Below are 15,199 nucleotides of genomic sequence, written 5' to 3'. Positions count from 1 at the left end.
CAAATGACAAATGACAAATGACCAATGACCAATGACCAATGACCAATGACCAATGACAAATGACAAATGACAAATTACGAATTATTAAACTGCCACAGCAAAATTCGGTTATTTCCAGAATCAGCTATTACTGCTGTATTACCACAAATTTTTACCCCATAACACCAATTTAAGCTATCTCGTTTAGGTAGTCCAAAATTGCGATTTTCACCTTTACTTTGAAAATTTATTTGTCCTGCGATGCCCGCCGCACCTTGCAGTGATAAAATTGATTCTAGCTTTTTCCATCCTAACAACCGGGAATTAGCAGTATCTGCAACTACTAACCAATCACCAGACACCCCCACACCATAAGGCATACTCAAACTACTAGCACTAGGATGATAAACTCCTTGATTCATTTCCACAAAATCAAAGCTTTTTTGTCCTAAAACTACTGCACATGGGGCATTATTTTCTGTTGGTATTCCTTGCCAAATCATCACTCGGTGATTACCTGCATCGCTGACAACCAAATTTTCTCCCCAAACAGTGATATCGTGACACCAACGCATACTCGCTGCGGTTGGAGAAGCACCGCCGTTTTCATTGCGAGATGTCATATCCGGCTGTCCCAAAACTACATCAGCAGGTTGACCATTTTCTGTTGGTAATTGATGCCAAATTAATACCCTTCGATTACCAGTGTCAGCAACAAATAGCCGTCCTTGATGATAAAAAACACCATAAGGCCAGTGCATTGTACTAGCAGATGCTTGTTGACTCCCCCGATTTGGTTCATTATCGATAAAATTAGCTTGTCCTAACACCAAATCTGCTGGAACATTGTTATCTTCTGGTAAATTTTTCCAAATTAAAACTCGATGATTCCAAGCATCTGCCACAGCTAACCCTTCATCACAAGCACAAATTCCAGTTGGTACACTTAAGGTTGTGCTTCCCGGTATACCTTTAGCATTTTGTCGTTCATGATAAAAGTCAGGTTGTCCAATTACCCAATCAGCCGGTTGACTATCTCTAGTTGGTAAATTCTGCCATCCTAATAATCGATGATGTCCCGTATCTGATACCCATAAAGGGCCAGTTTCTGATAAAAGACAAGCAGCACGAGGGCCGAACATTGTTGTGGGACTGGGCGCTACAGGTATCACTAATTGTTCTGGTTCAATATGATTACCTAAAATCACACCTGAACCATGAGTTGATAGAGGTAAATTTTGCTGATTTAGTGTTTTTTTTAGTGGCAATTGTAGTTGAGGAGTAATTGTAGATAAGCCCAGGGCTATTTCGTTCTAGACATAAACCGCTCAGAACTAAAGTTCCTCTCTTATAGCCAAAGTCCGCTAAAACGGACTATAATCCAATACAGTTCAGTTAAGCATTTTTTTCTTCTCTCTGTGTCCTTGGCGTCTTCTCTACGAGACGCTGCGCGTTGGCGTCAGCCTCTCGTAGAGAAGGCGGTTCGTTAAAAAATTGACTTTGTAACAGAGTTTTAGCCTTAAGTAAACCGTATTGGACTCTAATCTTTTCTCAGTTGTCTTGAGAGGATGTTTGAAAAGTCTAATTTATTACTCACCGGGCGACTAGAAGTCGCGGCTACACAGACAAAACCTGCCTACGCAGGTTAAAAACCCTTGATTTTGTATTAGTCCACGTAGGTGGACTTTGCTTGTGTAGTAGCGAATTCTATTCGCCCAATACTTTTCAAACATCCTCTGAGACGACTTTTGCTATTAGACTCAGAATTCATTCTCAGGTGAGCTAGATGAGAATGAAATAGCCCTGTAGATAAGCCATGATTATATCCAAGCTTATCAGCGTAAACAAATGTGTATCAATAGCAGCAGTTTATAACTAATTTCAATTACCATTTACATCAAAATGATATCATTCTATTCATCGTCCAAGGCTCGAAGCGATATCTACGATGGGTTACGCATCTGCCTAAATCTTTCTCAATAGATAGGGTTTAATAAAATTATTGTCACCTCTATTGAGAATAGAATAATTTTATTGACATCATGCGATCGCACTTGGTTTTACATTTGAACAAAAACATTATAACCCTTAATCCTAACTGGATATGACTGCAAAGAGACATCAGGTGCAGTTAAACATTCACCTGTCTCTAACTTATACTGAAATCCGTGGGAAGGACAGGTAATAATACCATTTTCAAACTTACCCTTTTCTAAGGGATATCCTAAATGAGCGCAAGCATTACGGTAACATATTACTCTAGCACCTTGACGATGTAAAATTAGCGAATTACCAGCAATTTGTACTGCCAATATACCAAATTCAGGAACCTGCTCAATAGTCGCTACTTTTATCCAAGTAGAAGTTATTTGTGGTGAAAATGGACTGATTAAACCAGAATTTGTGTTGTTAACAGTAGGGTTGTTATTGACCGCAACAACTTTGGTAATTTCGGGACAATGGTTTCTGATTGCCTGTTCTACTCCCTGAGATAAAGTCAAAGTAGAAGCCGGACAACTGCTGCAAGTTCCGATTAATCTGACTTCTACTGTATCTGGTGGCTTAATTGCCACTAGTTCTACATCTCCATTATGGCTTTTTAAACCTGGGCGAACTTCTTCAAGGGCTGTTTGAATTCGCTGTGCTAATGGTGGTTTTGGTGGTTTTACTAGTTCGTGATAAAGCAGCACTGCGTATACTACTTCATCACTGACAGCATGACGCAAAGCTGACATTGATTCTTGCTTGAGGCTTTTAATTAAATTAGTCAATGCAGCTTTGTGCAAAGCCTCAATTGCTCTTTTCAGACCGACTGCTACACACCGTTGGCTTTCATCCCACTCAGATATAATTGCCTCAAAGCGGTTAATTTCCTGAACTAATTCTTCAAGGTTTGTCATTTGTCATTGGTCATTGGTCATTGGTCATTGGTCATTTGTCATTGGTCATTGGTCATTTGTCATTGGTCATTGGTCATTGGTCATTTGTACTGAGCGACTCGTGCCGAGGGTAGCTAAGGTAAGCCGTTGGCGCAGCCTCTCCAAGAGTTGTATTAGTCATTAGTTATTGAGCATGGGGCATTTATTATTTATCAATGACAAATAAGTAAGTTGGCGCGAAAAAATTAAAGTATGTTACGAAACATCAATAGCCTTAAAATTTCTACTAGTGACCATTGACAAAGGACAAATTACAGCCTTAACCAGTTAGCTTTAATTGCGCCGACCTACTTAACAAATCACTTCATTTTGAAATCTTTGAGCAAGAATGGCATAATCAATCCTGTCACTAAGCTAGATAATGTTATTGGTAAACAGAAGGGAATATCGACTTGTGCAAATAACACTAGCAGTAACGAACCTACAGCAGCAGCAATGGCAGTTCGCTGGACAAAATGCATCGGGTCGCGCAGTAATTTTCCTTTTAAAAATAACTTTGCAGAAAACCATCCAATTTCTAACATATTTTCTCCTAATAATGTGTCAATAAATTAAGTATGGCAAATCCTAAGAGGATGGCAGGGATTACACCAGCTGGAGCAAATAATGCACCAAGCATTGCTGAAAACTGATAGCCGATATCTTTTCCAGCTAACAGCATTCCACCAATAGCACCGCCAACCATAGATAAAGCTGTTGCTATGATTATCCACACTAATCCTGTTGCTATGTTCAAGTCACCATCTGCTAAACTTGTGAGAAAATCCCTCACAGAAGGGTTTGTTAAAATATCTCTCATGCTATTTTTTCTCCTGATAATGAGGTGAACAATTCTCAAGACCCAATGCCCTATTGACTATTAGACATCTCCAAAAATTAAATATGCGTTACCCAGAACCCTTGTAGAGACGTAGCACTGCTACGTCTCTACATTCTTTTTCACCAGATGTCTATTTCTTATTTCTGCTTCAATATCTTGTAGGGCTTTGGCTACTATATCTGCTTGTCCAATTTGGTGGTTTTGGGTAAATATTTCTAAAGCTTGTTGATAGTAGATACGTGCTTGCAAGAGATTTTGATAATTACCAGCCTCTGGTTTTTCTGAGTCGTCAAGTAAGTTGAATAGGGCGTTGGCTTTGTTGGAAATTGTGTTGGCGTACTCTAAAGGTGTATTTTTGAGATTACGCACTTTTAGTGCTTCATTGTAAGCTGCGATCGCACGCAAGTTATTCTCCACAGGATGGGAACTCACTAAATATTGCAAAGCGTTACCCAAGTTGTTTTGCAACATCGCATATTCTCTAGGATGATCAATCAAATTAATATGCTTTAGCGCCACCTCAAATGATTGCACTGCTAACCCCTGACGCAAGTATTCCCGTTCTGATGCTAGGGGCATAGAAAGGTAAGCGATCGCAATATTGTTATATAAAATCGCGTATTCCTGGGGGTAATCTTCCCAAGTGAACACCCGCAAAGCCTGATGATAAGCTTGGATACTGTCAGTTATCCGCGCCAAATTCAATGGCACAAGCGACTGCAACACCAGCCCAAAATTCATTTGCGTCTCTGCTACTTCCTCTGGTGAAGCTAATTGCTGTAAAATTGGCAGTGCTTCTTCATAACCTACTTTCGCTTGTAGCAGCAGTTGGTTATCAGCATCCGGTATTGCTTGTAATGTCCCTGACATCCCCACTTGCGCCCTAGCTTTCAGTAGGGGATACTCCTCACCGCACATTTCATAAGCCCGGTAATATAACCCAACTGCATTTCGCAAGTCTTGGGCTGTTTTGGGCTTTTTTTGAAAACCCTGTGCTATGTCAATCAGCATTTGGATTTTTTCCTCTGCTGTGGCTGACTCCGATGCAACAGCTGCAATTGCAGCTTTCACCGCCGAATCTGTAATGCTGGGGGTCATAACTCTGCCGTACTCTAGCCAATTGGGAATTGAGTCTGTTAACACCCATGAATGATCGAAACACGCGATCGCATCTCATCACGGGCCATACTGATTTACGCAGGCTTCGAGTCCTTTAGGCAAAATTCCCCTTTTCTTGTCTGAGATTAGGGATTAGTGACTGGGAAAAAGTTTTCCAAATGCCTATTACCCAATCCCCAATGCTCAATCTCTAAAATATAAAACACCCTATTTCTAAAATTCTAGGGGGAAATTGCTAATATTAATGTCAGCTTTAAACACCTAATTTTTTTTAAATACTTTTTGGCTCATGAACCGATACAATTTAAATATTATTTCTTGAATTGTTGACATAATATGCACTGTCTTACCAGCCAATTTTTGTATACTCCAAAGATTCGCCACGGGATCGTCGAAGTGTAAAATATATTCATCAACTGTAAAACAAGCTACTTTGAAAACAGACAGCATCTTCTATCGGATCTTTCAGAGTATCCCCACTACTTTCTTTGAACTGATTAACCAACCGCCCCAACTAGCTAGTGTTTACCAATTTTCTTCAGTAGAAGTCAAACAACTAGCCTTTAGAATCGATGGCGTTTTCCTCCCAAATGCAGCAGAACTACCCATTTATTTTGCCGAAGTGCAATTTCAACCAGACAAAAAGTTCTACTCGCGTTTATTTACTGAAATCTTTAACTATCTCGACAAAACCGAATTAACCAACAATTGGCGTGGTGTTGTCATCTACCCCAACCGCAGCATTGATACTGGAGATACCGAAAGATATACCGAACTACTCAACTCACAACGAGTGACTCGCGTCTATCTTGACGAATTAAGCTCAATTGAGACATCATCAATTGGCATAGAGACGGTTAAACTCATCATCGAACCCGAATCAACCGCGACAACAAGAGCTATCGAAATAGTCAACAGTGCCCGACAGCAAATTCTAGATGTCGCTACGATTAAGGAAATTATACAATTGATAGAGACGATATTAATCTATAAGTTGCCGCGATTGACCCAGGAAGAGATTAAAACAATGTTTGGAGCAAATGAGTTAAAGCAAACTAGATTTTACCAAGATGTTTTTGCAGAAGGTAAACAAGAAGGGAAACAAGAAGCTAAGTTAGAAACGATACCCCAGTTATTAGGGTTGGGTTTAAGTATTGAGCAGATAGCTCAAGTGTTAGGTTTGGACGAACAACTTGTTAGGCAAGCTGCACAACCAAAACCCTAAAACAGGAAGAGATTAAAACAATGTTTGGAGCAAATGAGTTAAAGCAAACTAGATTTTACCAAGATGTTTTTGCAGAAGGGAAACAAGAAGGTAAGTTAGAAACGATACCCCGGTTATTAGGGTTGGGTTTAAGTATTGAGCAGATAGCTCAAGTGTTAGGTTTGGACGAACAACTTGTTAGGCAAGCTGCACAATCAAAATCTTAAAAAACTGATATGTAGCAGTTCTCAATAAGAGTGAAGTACAAAATCTCACCCCCAATCCCTCTTTTTACTAAGGAGAGGGGAGATATTATCTGGGTGAGGTTAAGCTGTACCTCAGTTGTTTGAGAACGTGGATTAAATAAAATGCAAAACTTCATCCTGTCTCTAGTAGTCCACCAAGTCAACAATGCTTGGTTTGTAGTGAGCGCTAAAGCGCTCAAATCAAGGACTAAAGTCCTTACTACGAACTTATTCACCCATCAAAGTTGCTCTGGTGGACTACTAGCTTCCCTCTCCAATATATCGGAGAGGGATTGAGGGTGAGGTAAGCCAATTAATAATTACAGAGTTTTAACAATAATAAATTCAGTGGGTCGAAGTTATTTAGCATTAGTAGTTAAGTAGGTCGGCGCAATTAAAGCTAACTGACTAAGGCTGTCATTTGTCCTTTGTCATTGGTCATTAGTAAAGATTTTAAGGCTATTTACGTTTCGTAACATACTTTGATTTTTTCGCGCCAACTTACTTAAACATGAATAATTTTATTTTCGTTATTTGTTAAATATGTTACGACGAGAACAGACATAATAATTTAAAATAATCTTAATAAGATTTTAGATGTTGTTAATGATTAATTCTTTTTTAATGAAAGAGAATTAAAGAAAAAATATCTTAGTATTGAAAAACAAATATTCATAAGCCAGGGCTATTTCATTCTCATCTAGCCCGCCTTAGAATGAATTCTGAGTCTAATAGCGAAAGTCGTCTAAAGACGACTGAGACTCATGTTATAGTCCGTTAAAACGGACTTTAGCTATGAGCCAGGAACTTTCAGTTCCGGGTGGTTTATGTCTAGAATGAAATAGCCCTGTTGATAATCAGGTGAGACTTTACAAGCATTATCACCTACATCATGCATGGGAAACAATAGAAAAATACATAGCCGATGACTAACGTACTATGGCTACAGGGTGGTGCTTGTTCAGGCAACACCATGTCATTTCTCAACGCCGAAGAACCGACAGTCTGCGATTTGATTGCTGATTTTGGCATCAAATTACTTTGGCATCCCTCCTTGGGAGTAGAACTAGGCAACAACTTGCAAACACTGCTACGGGATTGTATTTCTGGCACAATCCCCCTAGATATCTTGGTATTTGAAGGCAGTGTTGTCAACGCTCCTAACGGCACTGGTGAATGGAATCGGTTTGCCGATCGCGCCATGAAAGATTGGTTAGCAGATCTGGCCAAAGTTGCTAAATTTATTGTCGCCGTGGGAGATTGTGCCACATGGGGGGGAATTCCTGCCATGTCACCCAACCCTAGCGAGTCGGAAGGTTTACAATTTCTCAAACGTCAAGAAGGCGGCTTTTTAGGAAAAGACTTTGTGTCTCAAGCCGGATTACCTGTAATTAATATACCTGGATGTCCCGCCCATCCCGACTGGATTACGCAGATATTAGTTGCGATCGCTACTGGACGCATAGCAGACATTGCTTTCGATGAACTAAATCGTCCCCAAACCTTCTTCAACACCTATACCCAAACAGGTTGTACCCGCAACGTCCACTTTGCCTACAAAGCCTCAACCGCCGAATTTGGTCAGCGTAAAGGCTGCCTATTCTACGACTTGGGTTGTCGCGGCCCCATGACTCATTCTTCCTGCAACCGCATCTTATGGAACCGCGTGTCTTCCAAAACTCGCGCTGGGATGCCTTGTTTAGGTTGCACAGAACCAGAATTTCCCTTCTTTGACCTCAAACCAGGAACTGTATTCAAAACCCAAACAGTAATGGGAGTTCCCAAAGAATTACCGCCAGGGGTGAACAAAAAAGACTACGCCTTACTCACAATGGTCGCCAAAGATGCAGCACCACCTTGGGCAGAAGAAGACTTTTTTACAGTTTAATCATTAGTCATTGGTCATTAGTCATTAGTCATTTGTGATTTGACTAATGACTATAACCTTTCACACTCCTCTATACCTCTCAAGGAGAAATCAAGGGTTTCGACTATTTTGCAGTGGGGCGAGTGAATAATTACCAATGACCAATGACAAAGGACAAATGACCAATGACAAAGGACAAATAACAAATGACAAAGGACAAATGACAAATGACAATTCAATCATTAGATATTTCGCCCGTCGGTAGAGTTGAAGGCGATTTAGATGTCCGAGTTGATATTGAAAATGGGCGGGTGGTCAACGCCTGGACACACGCGGAATTATTTCGCGGATTTGAAGTCATCTTACGCGGTAAAGACCCACAAGCCGGATTAATTGTCACGCCTCGCATTTGCGGCATTTGCGGCGGTTCTCACTTAACTTGTGCATCTTGGGCATTAGATACAGCTTGGGAAACTGAAGTTCCTCGCAATGCAATTTTAGCGAGAAATCTCGGTCAAATTGTTGAGACAATTCAAAGCATCCCCCGCTACTTTTATGGTTTGTTTGCCATTGATTTAACTAATAAAAAATACCGCCATAGTCGCTTTTATGACGAAGCTACCAGACGCTTTGCTGCTTTCACTGGCAAATCTTACGAACTAGGTATAACAATTTCTGCCAAACCTGTAGAAATTTATGCCCTCTTAGGCGGACAATGGCCCCACAGCAGTTATATGGCAATAAATTGGGGAATTGCTTATAGAGTCAGGGTTTGTCGGGATAGATGCAATCATTCCCTGGCTTTTCCTTAAATCAGGCGGTTCTGGGGTCGGCATCTAGCAGCAAATCTATTCATTTTTCTCTGCTCAAAGTTATTTAGTTTTGTCAGACATTACCTAATTTTTCCTTAATCCGAGATTGGCGATCGCAGTTAAGTGAAGTACAAGGCAAGTAGTTAAGTATAATTATTTCCTTACCCTTGAAATATAAACCCGGTTATTATGTCTCGCTGGTTCAATATTGCAGGTCCGTGTAAAGCTGACAAACACTATACGCTTTCAGCAACAAGTCGTCTCCCCGACTTGTCGGTGCTGATTGAACAAGAAAGTTATTTTGTCCTTCATGCACCGCGACAAACGGGGAAAACCACGGCAATGTTAGCTTTAGCGCAGCAACTTACCGCAACTGGACGTTATGCAGCAGTAGTGGTATCTGTGGAGGTGGGAAGTGCATTTAATCATGACCCAGGTGCGGCAGAATTGGCGATTTTGGGAACTTGGTACGATACAATTTCGATCCGATTGCCCAATGAATTGCAACCACCTATTCTCAAGCAAGGACAAAAAGAAGAACCAGGACACAGAATTAGGGCTTTTTTGCAGGTTTGGGCACAGTCTTCGCCCCTACCTTTGGTAATATTGATTGATGAAATTGACTCCCTACAAGACCAAACACTAATTTCAGTTTTACGCCAATTACGGGATGGTTTTCCCAATCGTCCAGAAAATTTTCCCACATCTGTAGGATTAATCGGTTTGCGGGATGTGCGAGATTACAAAGTTGCATCCGGTGGTAGTGACAGATTAAACACATCCAGTCCTTTTAATATTAAAGTCAGTTCGATTACTCTGAGAAATTTTAATGCTACAGAGGTGCAAGAACTATACCAACAACATACAGAAGAGACAGGACAAATTTTTACAAAAGAAGCCGCAGCAACAGCCTTTGATTTGACTCAGGGACAACCTTGGTTAGTTAATGCTCTTGCTAAAGAAGTTGTGGAAAAGATGGTTAAGGATAGAAATATTACTATTACTCATGAGCATATTTTACAGGCAAAGGAAATATTAATTGCCCGTCAAGATACTCATCTTGATAGTTTAGCTGAACGCTTACGGGAACCAAGGATAAAAGCGATTATCGAGCCGATGTTAGCAGGTTTGGAATTGGGGGATATACCCAACGATGATATTCAATTTGTGATTGACTTGGGTTTGTGTAAAATGCATCCCCAGGGTGGATTAACCATTGCTAATCCAATTTATCGGGAAGTTTTACCCAGGGTATTAACTGTGACACCTATGGCTTCCCTACCAGTCATTGCACCAACTTGGTTAACCCCAGAAGGAGAGTTAAATATAGATGCATTGCTAGCAGCATTTCTCAAGTTTTGGCGACAGCACGGGGAACCGTTATTAGGTAGTACTGGCTACCATGAAATCGCACCGCATATCGTATTAATGGCTTTTTTGCATCGTGTTGTGAATGGTGGTGGAACCCTGGAGAGGGAATATGCAATTGGTAGCGATCGCATGGATTTATGTCTGCGTTACAAAGATATAACGTTAGGTATCGAGTTAAAGGTATGGCGGGAGAAAAAGCGTGACCCCCAAACTGAGGGTATTGAGCAATTAGAATCCTATTTAGCGCGTTTGGGGTTGGATTTTGGTTGGTTATTTGTGTTTGACAGGCGGAAAAATGCCTTACCAATGGAAGAACGTTTATCAACCCAGGTTGTGGTGACGGAAAATCAGCGTGCGATTACTGTGATTCGGGCGTGAGTATTTTGAATTATTGATTTCTTTGTTTGGATATTGAGCGATCGCTTTTCTCAAAAATGTTTAACGTTGAAGTTGAGCGCCGCAGTTAAACATTGGCTTTTAAAGATCCCTTTTGCAAGGTCGGCTCTAACACATTGTTAGACGGCTTATATTTCAATACGGTTGGGTTAGCGTCAAAAACCTTGTATTGCGTAGGTTGGGTTGAGGAACGAAACCCAACCGAAGAGCGGGGTTTGTTGGGTTTCACGACCTTCAACCCAACCTACAATTATCCTTAACCCAAGCGTATTGGCTTATATTTATAATTGAGTTCGAGTGCATTACAAAAGCTATTTAGTAGATTTAGCAAAGCATTATAGTAAGCGTAAGCATCGTCTCGTTCATCTTGGAGAAGGGCATATAAAGTTAGCTCTGGCTCTGGGGCTAAGTGATCTTTAGGGATATCTAAACCGGCTTCAGTTAAGCGCCCTGCCGCGATCGCAACTAGCAATGCCCCAATTGTATTGGACTCACCACTGTGAAGATCCCTGACTCCAGGTAAGATTATCTCAGATCCTGGCAACTCATTGAGATTCATGATTGATCCTCCTCTAGGTTATCTTCAAAACGTTCAATAAATTTCTCGACTCTGCTTCTAAGCACATCAGGGTTAAGAGATGGGAATCTGATTAGTTCAGGTGCGATCGCTTCAAAGCAATCCCGTAGCTCACTCAAAGAGAATAATTTCTGTTCATACATAGCTTCAATATCTTTAATGTCACGGTCAAATCCCCTGGATAGTTTAGCAAGAGCTTGGGCTGTAAAATCATAGTGATAAAACGAAATTTGACCTTGTTTGCCAATGAATACGCTTCTATCACGCCATCCTGGAAGAGGTGGCAAGAAATCTTGTGGAGATGCCAATTCGATATTGATGTTTAATTCTTGTTTGAGATTGGCGATCGCTTGAAAAATGCCTGGTGGTTCAGGGTCTAGACGAATATCGACATCAACTGTAGAGTTACGCCATCCAATTAGTAGCGCACTAGCTCCACCTGTAAAGTAGATGCAGCCTGAACCCTGGGCTTCTCTACCTAAGACTTGCATCAGACGTCCTAACTTTTGAGCATCAACGTTCGCTCGCATATTTTTATTGATTTATTTGTTTGGCAATTGAGCGATCGCTTTTCTCAAAGATATTTAACGGCAAATCTAACACCTCTAGACTGCGATCGCTTGATTAAAGTCCACAATCTTGGTGCGTTAAGAGGAATTTATCGGCTCAGTAATTAGGAGTTGTCGTGAGGAACGCACCCTACAAGATCGCAGCTATCGCACTACGTCATAAAAATTCCTGAAAGAGGTTATCGAACGGTTCTGTATTTTTCCAGCGATAGGTGTTGAAGTCTCGATAATCGACGGATAAAATTTGGCCATGACCTAATTCTTCTGCAAGGATAACGAGAGAGGAATCGGCTAAATCCATCGGTAAGTCTTTATATTTTTCCATCAGTTCTTCAATACGCTGGCAATGATGTTGTTTCAGATCAAAGATTTGTAGCTTTCCTGTAGAAATTTTATGAATAAAGATTTTTGGAGCATCTACTCCTACTCTTTTTTGTAATAGATAGCACGTTTCCGTGACGACACACCAGGTCGCAATAAATTGCTGATTAGCTAAATCTTGAAATCGGTTTTTTGCGGATATATGAACTGCATCTTTTTTATTGGCAAGAGCTAACCAAAAGCCTGTATCAACTATGATCATATTTTTGGTTAAGTTCACGGTTTAAGTAGTTTTTATAGTTTTTTGATAGGTCTGTTTCAGCTTCTATGCAACCGATAAAGTCTGACCAGTCTTGCAAGGAATTTTCTGAAGATTCGTGTTGATTCAGAAGGTAGCGTTTTTTCAGGAATTCTACGAGTTGAACTATGATTTGTTGTGCATCGGGAGGAAGAGACGCAATATCTTGTTGAATTGTATCTAAGTTCATAATCTCATCTTGCTGTTTCCCTGATTATAGTTTAGCGAAAAAGCGTATCGCACAAATAATAAGCATCAAAAAGGTACATTAATGAAATGTAATGGACTCTACAAGATTAGCGAACTGCTTACAGCAGCGCTTCGCTATCGCTCTCTCATTTTAACCTAGCGCAGTTAAGGCAGTACAAGGTAAGTAGTTAAGTATAATTATTTTCTTTGTATTGAAGTATAAAGCGGGATTTTTTCAATATAAATACGCAAATAGTAATATCTGAGTTTAAATAATTACAGGTCAGCTTATGTATAAAAGTATTGATTTATTTGGATATTGAGCGATCGCTTTTCTCAAAGATATTTAACGGTAAATCTAACACCTATAAACAGCGATCGCTTGATTAAAGTCCACAATCTTGGTGCGTTAAGAGGAATTTATCAGCAGATTAATCAGGAGTGTTGTGAAGAAAGCACTCTACAATATCGGCGATCGCACTTTTTTCGAGAATTTGATGTCTGTTTTCAACGATCGCGATGCACGATCAAAATTATAGAAAAAGGCAAATAGAATTCCTCATTGATCCCTTGAGGAAAGGCGCATTGCAACAACTGATAAGTGCTGACCAGATGGGTGGGATGGTTTTCTGCATGACTCGTTCGAGCAATTATTAATCACAATGCAGAAACATCATACAGCACTATTTCTGCTCATTGTTTGGAAATTGAGCGATCGCTTTTCTCCAAGATCTTTAACGGTGAAATTATTGAGTTTTTAGCAGACATACATGGTATGATAAAACAATTTGGCAAAAATGCACTCGCCACCGATGAATTACAGAAACTATATTACAATTGAACCCAATAAACGCGGTGGTAAGCCTTGTGTACGTGGCTTGCGAATTACAGTTTATGAGGTGCTTGAATACCTAGCTTCCGAGATGACTGAAGCAGAAATTCTTGATGATTTTCCCGATCTAACGCGAGAAGATTTAAAAGCTTGTATTGCTTATGCGGCTGACCGTGAACGTCGGCTTATGATTTCTCCATTATCAGCATGAAATTACTGTTTGATGAAAACTTATCCCCTAAATTATCCACTCGTTTGAGCGATCTTTTTCCAGGTTCGCTTCATGTTCGGGATGTAGACATGAAAGCAACAATAGACCCGATAGTTTGGAATTATGCAAAAGATAATGATTTTATGATCGTGTCAAAAGATGCTGATATGCACGATCTGAGTTTACTGTTTGGGAATCCCCCAAAAGTCATCTGGCTTATACTTGGAAACTGTTCTACCTTACAAGTTGAAAATTTACTGCGTCGGGAGTTCAGCACGATCAAATTATTTTATGAAGATGAAAATTTATCATTGCTTGCCCTCTCATAATCGGATGTTTTAGTTTTTAGACTTAACTGAACGCTATTGATTTAGACTTGTTTTCTCAATCGTGGTGGTAAAGCTGTTCGCAGTCCTCTGGATTGTTAGACATTCTCGGAGAATTTCAACTTTTTAACTTCCAACTTTAACCTTTCATTCTCCATCCGTAGCGCCAATATTTCATTTTTCTGCAACTCAATTAACGACTTTTGACTAATTACCTCACCAAAGGCTTTTTTCCGGTTTTCAATGCCAAACCATCTTTGATAGGTTTTTGTATGTTCATCAACAGTATGACCTAAGTTGTCTGCTGCGGCTTTCATGGGTATTCCTTGAAGATGCGCTCGAATCGCGCAAGCATGACGCAAATCGTAGGGTTGAAACTCAATTCCCACTTTTTTAAACCATCTGGATATATCTCTCCGCATCCAATTAATATTTTGCACAGATGCGATTTTTGTCACCTTTTTTTCTAAAATTTTTAATGATTTTGGATTATGTAAATCAAATAATTCTATCCATTCAGGTACAAAGGGAATGACTTCTCGATATCCAGTTTTTGTATTTTTATTGACTTTCCAAGTATGGTCGATATTTTGTGAAGACATCCACCAATCAATATCTGGTTGCACAAATAGTTCCCTTGGTCTTAACCCAAAGGTTGCCAACATTCCATATACCCAACGCCACATTTCCCAAGTGTCAATTTCATCACAGATGTTTGTATTTTTGCGGTTGAGGGCGAATTTTTCAAATAGGTGAAAATAACACACTATTTTATCATCGTCGGGAATTTCTCGATGAGCAGGGGTGACATTATCCCGTGTCACATCAAGTGAAAATCCCAACTCAAAGGTTTTAATAAAAACAGAAGTTACCGCAATCACTTCATTTTTTTTATTTCCCTGAAATGAATTAATAATTTCCTCAAAATTATTTTTTGTTGCCAAAGTCCTTAAAGGAAAATTTCTTTTAATAACAGATATATAGTTAGCAAAAGTATTTTGACTGGTGATAGTTTGCTGACGGGTTTTATAATATTTTTCCGCAAATATATCTAATAATTCCCCAATAGTTTTTATTTCTTGCTTCTCTCTAGACTTTATTCCTAAATACTTCTCATTCCACTC

General features: G+C 39.9%; 18 protein-coding genes and 1 pseudogene. 9 read left to right on the top strand and 10 right to left on the bottom strand.

What is annotated here, in order from left to right; translation table 11 throughout:
* Positions 1 to 74: 74 nt before the first annotated feature.
* The 5 genes from LC605_RS17615 to LC605_RS17595 all read right to left on the bottom strand — a co-directional run bounded on the left by LC605_RS17615 (position 75) and on the right by LC605_RS17595 (position 4,836).
* Positions 75 to 1,247, bottom strand: coding sequence for a hypothetical protein (locus LC605_RS17615; protein ID WP_229548812.1), 1,173 nt, complete (start codon positions 1,245 to 1,247; stop codon positions 75 to 77).
* Between the two features lie 792 nt (positions 1,248 to 2,039).
* Entirely contained in the window at positions 2,040 to 2,879 is an 840-nt protein-coding gene (locus tag LC605_RS17610; RefSeq protein ID WP_229548811.1) for a NifU family protein, read from the bottom strand.
* A gap of 338 nt (positions 2,880 to 3,217) precedes the next feature.
* Positions 3,218 to 3,442, bottom strand: coding sequence for a hypothetical protein (locus tag LC605_RS17605; RefSeq protein ID WP_229548810.1), 225 nt, complete (start codon positions 3,440 to 3,442; stop codon positions 3,218 to 3,220).
* 8 nt (positions 3,443 to 3,450) lie between these two features.
* Positions 3,451 to 3,717 (bottom strand): hypothetical protein, encoded by a 267-nt coding sequence (locus LC605_RS17600; protein WP_229548809.1) that lies wholly within the window; start codon positions 3,715 to 3,717, stop codon positions 3,451 to 3,453.
* Between the two features lie 120 nt (positions 3,718 to 3,837).
* Positions 3,838 to 4,836, bottom strand: a complete 999-nt coding sequence (locus LC605_RS17595; RefSeq protein WP_229548822.1) for a hypothetical protein — start codon at positions 4,834 to 4,836, stop codon at positions 3,838 to 3,840.
* A gap of 454 nt (positions 4,837 to 5,290) precedes the next feature.
* Between LC605_RS17595 and LC605_RS17590 the strand changes: the two genes are divergently transcribed.
* From LC605_RS17590 to LC605_RS17570, 5 genes and pseudogenes are all read left to right on the top strand, one after another.
* Positions 5,291 to 6,082 (top strand): Rpn family recombination-promoting nuclease/putative transposase, encoded by a 792-nt coding sequence (locus LC605_RS17590; protein ID WP_229548808.1) that lies wholly within the window; start codon positions 5,291 to 5,293, stop codon positions 6,080 to 6,082.
* 20 nt (positions 6,083 to 6,102) lie between these two features.
* The gene (locus LC605_RS17585; protein ID WP_229548807.1) at positions 6,103 to 6,288 is read left to right on the top strand and encodes a hypothetical protein; all 186 of its coding nucleotides are present in this window, start codon (positions 6,103 to 6,105) and stop codon (positions 6,286 to 6,288) included.
* A gap of 943 nt (positions 6,289 to 7,231) precedes the next feature.
* Positions 7,232 to 8,194 (top strand): hydrogenase small subunit, encoded by a 963-nt coding sequence (locus LC605_RS17580; protein ID WP_229548806.1) that lies wholly within the window; start codon positions 7,232 to 7,234, stop codon positions 8,192 to 8,194.
* Between the two features lie 206 nt (positions 8,195 to 8,400).
* A pseudogene (locus tag LC605_RS17575) lies at positions 8,401 to 8,910 on the top strand (nickel-dependent hydrogenase large subunit); the annotation flags it as partial.
* Between the two features lie 264 nt (positions 8,911 to 9,174).
* The gene (locus LC605_RS17570) at positions 9,175 to 10,734 is read left to right on the top strand and encodes an ATP-binding protein (RefSeq protein WP_229548805.1); all 1,560 of its coding nucleotides are present in this window, start codon (positions 9,175 to 9,177) and stop codon (positions 10,732 to 10,734) included.
* A gap of 274 nt (positions 10,735 to 11,008) precedes the next feature.
* Here the strand turns inward: LC605_RS17570 and LC605_RS17565 are convergent, their stop codons facing one another.
* Both LC605_RS17565 and LC605_RS17560 read right to left on the bottom strand, forming a co-directional pair.
* Entirely contained in the window at positions 11,009 to 11,311 is a 303-nt protein-coding gene (locus tag LC605_RS17565; RefSeq protein WP_229548804.1) for a hypothetical protein, read from the bottom strand.
* Positions 11,308 to 11,859: a DUF6036 family nucleotidyltransferase gene (locus tag LC605_RS17560; protein WP_229548803.1), complete on the bottom strand. Its 552-nt coding sequence runs from the start codon at positions 11,857 to 11,859 to the stop codon at positions 11,308 to 11,310. Before LC605_RS17560 ends, LC605_RS17565 begins: the two co-directional genes overlap by 4 nt.
* Between LC605_RS17560 and LC605_RS17555 the strand changes: the two genes are divergently transcribed.
* Positions 11,836 to 12,006: a hypothetical protein gene (locus LC605_RS17555; protein ID WP_229548802.1), complete on the top strand. Its 171-nt coding sequence runs from the start codon at positions 11,836 to 11,838 to the stop codon at positions 12,004 to 12,006. The two genes, LC605_RS17560 and LC605_RS17555, sit on opposite strands and share 24 nt — an antisense overlap.
* A 49-nt stretch (positions 12,007 to 12,055) precedes the next feature.
* Here the strand turns inward: LC605_RS17555 and LC605_RS17550 are convergent, their stop codons facing one another.
* The gene (locus tag LC605_RS17550) at positions 12,056 to 12,481 is read right to left on the bottom strand and encodes a type II toxin-antitoxin system VapC family toxin (protein ID WP_229548801.1); all 426 of its coding nucleotides are present in this window, start codon (positions 12,479 to 12,481) and stop codon (positions 12,056 to 12,058) included.
* Positions 12,468 to 12,707, bottom strand: a complete 240-nt coding sequence (locus tag LC605_RS17545) for a hypothetical protein (protein WP_229548800.1) — start codon at positions 12,705 to 12,707, stop codon at positions 12,468 to 12,470. Before LC605_RS17545 ends, LC605_RS17550 begins: the two co-directional genes overlap by 14 nt.
* A 318-nt stretch (positions 12,708 to 13,025) precedes the next feature.
* On the opposite strand from LC605_RS17545, the gene LC605_RS17540 reads away from it, so the two are divergent.
* The 3 genes from LC605_RS17540 to LC605_RS17530 all read left to right on the top strand — a co-directional run bounded on the left by LC605_RS17540 (position 13,026) and on the right by LC605_RS17530 (position 14,078).
* Positions 13,026 to 13,259, top strand: coding sequence for a hypothetical protein (locus tag LC605_RS17540; RefSeq protein WP_229548799.1), 234 nt, complete (start codon positions 13,026 to 13,028; stop codon positions 13,257 to 13,259).
* A 259-nt stretch (positions 13,260 to 13,518) separates the two neighbouring features.
* Complete coding sequence (locus tag LC605_RS17535) at positions 13,519 to 13,749, top strand: DUF433 domain-containing protein (RefSeq protein WP_229548798.1); 231 nt, start codon at positions 13,519 to 13,521, stop codon at positions 13,747 to 13,749.
* Positions 13,746 to 14,078, top strand: a complete 333-nt coding sequence (locus LC605_RS17530) for a DUF5615 family PIN-like protein (protein ID WP_229548797.1) — start codon at positions 13,746 to 13,748, stop codon at positions 14,076 to 14,078. Before LC605_RS17535 ends, LC605_RS17530 begins: the two co-directional genes overlap by 4 nt.
* Positions 14,079 to 14,173: 95 nt before the next feature.
* Here LC605_RS17530 and LC605_RS17525 read toward each other — a convergent pair.
* On the bottom strand, positions 14,174 to 15,199 hold a 1,026-nt coding region (locus LC605_RS17525; RefSeq protein ID WP_229548796.1), incomplete at its 5' end, for a site-specific integrase.

The sequence above is a fragment of the Nostoc sp. CHAB 5836 genome, assembly GCF_020829445.1.
Lineage (GTDB): Bacteria > Cyanobacteriota > Cyanobacteriia > Cyanobacteriales > Nostocaceae > Nostoc.
This window is presented reverse-complemented; position numbering and strand designations above follow the sequence as displayed.

What these genes read in the sequence shown, in the direction of transcription:
- LC605_RS17550 (WP_229548801.1), bottom strand. Translation starts at nt 12,481, where the DNA reads ATGATCATAGTTGATACAGGCTTTTGGTTAGCTCTTGCCAATAAAAAA.
- LC605_RS17595 (WP_229548822.1), bottom strand. Translation starts at nt 4,836, where the DNA reads ATGACCCCCAGCATTACAGATTCGGCGGTGAAAGCTGCAATTGCAGCT.
- LC605_RS17605 (WP_229548810.1), bottom strand. Translation starts at nt 3,442, where the DNA reads ATGTTAGAAATTGGATGGTTTTCTGCAAAGTTATTTTTAAAAGGAAAA.
- LC605_RS17580 (WP_229548806.1), top strand. Translation starts at nt 7,232, where the DNA reads ATGACTAACGTACTATGGCTACAGGGTGGTGCTTGTTCAGGCAACACC.
- LC605_RS17600 (WP_229548809.1), bottom strand. Translation starts at nt 3,717, where the DNA reads ATGAGAGATATTTTAACAAACCCTTCTGTGAGGGATTTTCTCACAAGT.
- LC605_RS17585 (WP_229548807.1), top strand. Translation starts at nt 6,103, where the DNA reads ATGTTTGGAGCAAATGAGTTAAAGCAAACTAGATTTTACCAAGATGTT.
- LC605_RS17610 (WP_229548811.1), bottom strand. Translation starts at nt 2,879, where the DNA reads ATGACAAACCTTGAAGAATTAGTTCAGGAAATTAACCGCTTTGAGGCA.
- LC605_RS17570 (WP_229548805.1), top strand. Translation starts at nt 9,175, where the DNA reads ATGTCTCGCTGGTTCAATATTGCAGGTCCGTGTAAAGCTGACAAACAC.
- LC605_RS17560 (WP_229548803.1), bottom strand. Translation starts at nt 11,859, where the DNA reads ATGCGAGCGAACGTTGATGCTCAAAAGTTAGGACGTCTGATGCAAGTC.
- LC605_RS17545 (WP_229548800.1), bottom strand. Translation starts at nt 12,707, where the DNA reads ATGAACTTAGATACAATTCAACAAGATATTGCGTCTCTTCCTCCCGAT.
- LC605_RS17530 (WP_229548797.1), top strand. Translation starts at nt 13,746, where the DNA reads ATGAAATTACTGTTTGATGAAAACTTATCCCCTAAATTATCCACTCGT.
- LC605_RS17535 (WP_229548798.1), top strand. Translation starts at nt 13,519, where the DNA reads ATGAATTACAGAAACTATATTACAATTGAACCCAATAAACGCGGTGGT.
- LC605_RS17565 (WP_229548804.1), bottom strand. Translation starts at nt 11,311, where the DNA reads ATGAATCTCAATGAGTTGCCAGGATCTGAGATAATCTTACCTGGAGTC.